The organism is Actinomyces sp. ICM58 (genome assembly GCF_000283035.1).
Classification (GTDB): Bacteria; Actinomycetota; Actinomycetes; order Actinomycetales; family Actinomycetaceae; genus Pauljensenia.
In genome coordinates, this window is sequence record NZ_ALIY01000066.1 from 1 (window position 1) to 2,739 (window position 2,739).

3 protein-coding genes are annotated in these 2,739 nt (G+C 66.8%); all 3 read left to right on the forward strand.

From position 1 onward, the window contains the following. Positions 1-132 precede the first annotated feature (132 nt). On the forward strand, positions 133-1,338 hold the full coding sequence (locus tag HMPREF1138_RS03360; RefSeq protein ID WP_009056538.1) for an ABC transporter permease: 1,206 nt from the start codon (positions 133-135) through the stop codon (positions 1,336-1,338). Position 1,339: 1 nt separating this feature from the next. Further along, positions 1,340-2,023, forward strand: a complete 684-nt coding sequence (locus tag HMPREF1138_RS03365) for an ABC transporter ATP-binding protein (RefSeq protein WP_009056535.1) — start codon at positions 1,340-1,342, stop codon at positions 2,021-2,023. 437 nt (positions 2,024-2,460) lie between these two features. Then, a partial coding sequence (locus tag HMPREF1138_RS03370; RefSeq protein ID WP_009056536.1) for a hypothetical protein occupies positions 2,461-2,739 on the forward strand: 279 nt, incomplete at its 3' end.

The window sequence follows — 2,739 nt, forward strand, 5'->3', positions numbered from 1 at the left end:
TCGCCGGGCTCACGGTCGCCCTGCTGGTAGCCTTCGGTGTGGCCGGAACCCGCCTCGCGCTCGCGCGGGTCGCCGCCGCCGTCCAGGGACAGAAGTTGGCGCCCATCTAGGCGCCGCGACAGGAGGAATAGCATGTTGTCGCTTTCGCGACTGCCGTGGATGAACCTGCGCGGGTACCCGGTGCGATCGGGGACCCTCGTCCTCTTCTCCGCGCTCATGACCATGGTGGTGTTCGGCGGGACCATGCTCGTGACCGGGATCGACCGGGGCCTGCACACCGTCGAGTCGCGCCTCGGAGCCGACATCATGGTCACTCCGGCGGACGCCGACGACTTCGATGCGCAGGCGTTCCTGGTCAGCGCCGAGCCCTCCTACTTCTACATGGACGAGGGGGTGCGCGACGAGGTCGCCGCCGTCGACGGCGTCGAGTCCGCCTCGGCCCAGCTCTTCCTCGCCACCGCCCGCGCCTCGTGCTGCTCGGGCCGCTACCAGGTCATCGCCTTCGACCCGGCTACCGACGTCACCATTCAGCCGTGGATTTCCGACACTGCGGGGAACGTCGAGCTCGGCGACATGGAGGTCATCGTCGGAGCAAACGTCAGCGTGGCCGACCCCGAGAACTTCTCGCTCTTCGGCAACAAGCTGCGCGTCGTCGCCCAATTCGACACCACCGGCTCCAGCCTCGACAACGCCGTGTACACGACCTTCGACACGGCGCGCATCCTCATCGATTCCTCGCTGGAAAAAGGGCTGAACAAGTACACGAGCCTCGACACCGACCACATCATCTCCTCGGTCATGGTGAGGGTCGCACCCGGGAGCGACGTGGACGCCGTCGCGGCCGACATCGAGGCGCGCGTGCCCGGGGTCTCGGTGACGACCTCGACCACGATGGTCAGCGGCATCGCCGCCTCTCTCGAGGCCACCTCCCGCACGGTGAGCGCCCTGATCGCGGCCGTGTGGGGCATCGGGCTGGTGATGATCACTCTCGTCTTCGTCATGATGATCGTCGAGCGGAAGCGCGAATTCGGGACCCTCATCGCCCTGGGCGCCCACAGGGGGCTCATCTCGCGCGTCGTCGCCCTCGAGGCCGTCACCGTGAACGCCGTGGGGGCCGCCGTGGGCGTCGTCGTGTCGGGGGTCCTCATCGCCTCCTTCTCCGGCCTCGTGCGCCAGACCATTGGCGTCGGTTTCCTGGTGCCCTCGCTCCCGGTGATCGCGGGCCTGGCCGTGGGGGCGTTGGCGTCGATGGGGGTTGTCGCCCTCGTATCAACGTGGATAGCGCTGCGCGCCCTGCATACGGCGGACGCCAGCGCCCTACTCAAGGAAGGCGAGTGACATGCTCATCGAAGCGACCTCCCTCACCAAGGAATTTCCTCGCGCCCGCAAGGGGACGCGCCTGTTCACGGCGGTCCATCCGGTTGACCTCGCGCTGGAGGAGGGGCAGGTTACCGTCGTCACCGGGCACTCCGGCAGCGGCAAGAGCACGCTGCTGACCATGCTCGCCGGGATGCTTACGCCCACCGCGGGGACCGTCAGCCTGGGTGGCCAGGATCTGTATGCGATGGGCGACGAGGAACGCTCCCGGCTGCGCAACGAGCGCATCGGCCTGATCCCGCAGGGGCACACGGCGCTGCGCAGCCTGACCGTCCTGGAGAATGTCCTGCTGCCGTCCGTGCTGTACGCCGGGGGAGAGCACTCGACGAAGCGCGCCGAGGAGCTCCTGGCGTCCGTGGGCCTGTCCGATCTGGCGGACGCTCGCCCCAACGAGCTTTCCGGCGGCGAGCTGCGCCGCGTCGCCGTGGCCCGCGCGCTCCTCATGACCCCGAGCGTCGTCCTGGCGGACGAGCCGACGGCCGGGTTGGATGCGCAGAACGCGGCCGACGTCCTGCGCCTCCTGCGCGAAGCGGCCGATGGGGGAGCGGGCGTCCTCATCGTCACCCACGAATCGGAGGCGCGCCGTTACGCCGACCGCACGTTCGCGATGGAAGCGGGGCGCCTGACCTGCGAGGATGCGTCCTAGCGGGGACGAGGCCGGGGCGGGGGTGCGCCCCTCGCGCCGTCTGGGTGCGCCCGCAGATAATCAACCCAACGATTGGTCAAGGGCATCGATAGAGGGGCGACGTCGCGTGTTCGGCCAACAACATCCCCGCATGTGAGTTACAACACTCAAATCGTGGTGAATCTTCCCTCCGGTCTCGGCACTAGTGGTCATAATTTGGGCATTCGGTGGCCGGCGTCTTCATGATTGTCTGATAAATAGGTGAGGGCTGGCGTTTTTCGGCACTGACCAAGAGTTCAGAGAAGTTGTTATATTGCCGTAATGCCTGGAATCTCAACGAAATACAACGGTGTAGTTGTGGTTGAGGCGATAACTGTCAGACATAGTGGAACTATCTCATCTTTCACTAGGCTAGGACACAAGTCCTGTCCATATTCTGTCGAAAGAAGGAGAAGTCGATGTCTCGACTGCGTCCCTTCCGCGCCCGCGTGGGCGTTGCGGGTGCCGCCAGCCTGGCCGCACTCTCGCTTCTCGTCACCTCGCTGACCCCCCTTGCTTGGCAGGCCAGCGCCGCCGACGAAAGCGTCAACACGTCCGACGCAGCGTCTTCCCAGGAAGCTGCCATGGCCTCGTCCGAGTCTGAGGCCGCCGCCGCGCCCGCCGCCGAAGCAGAGGCGGACACCACCGCCACTGATGCCGAGGCCGGTGACGCCGAGGCCAGCGGCGAGGCCAGCGGC

Bases quoted from the DNA above. Each gene is read 5' to 3' on its own strand.
- HMPREF1138_RS03360 (WP_009056538.1), top strand. From the start codon at position 133: ATGTTGTCGCTTTCGCGACTGCCGTGGATGAACCTGCGCGGGTACCCG.
- HMPREF1138_RS03365 (WP_009056535.1), top strand. From the start codon at position 1,340: ATGCTCATCGAAGCGACCTCCCTCACCAAGGAATTTCCTCGCGCCCGC.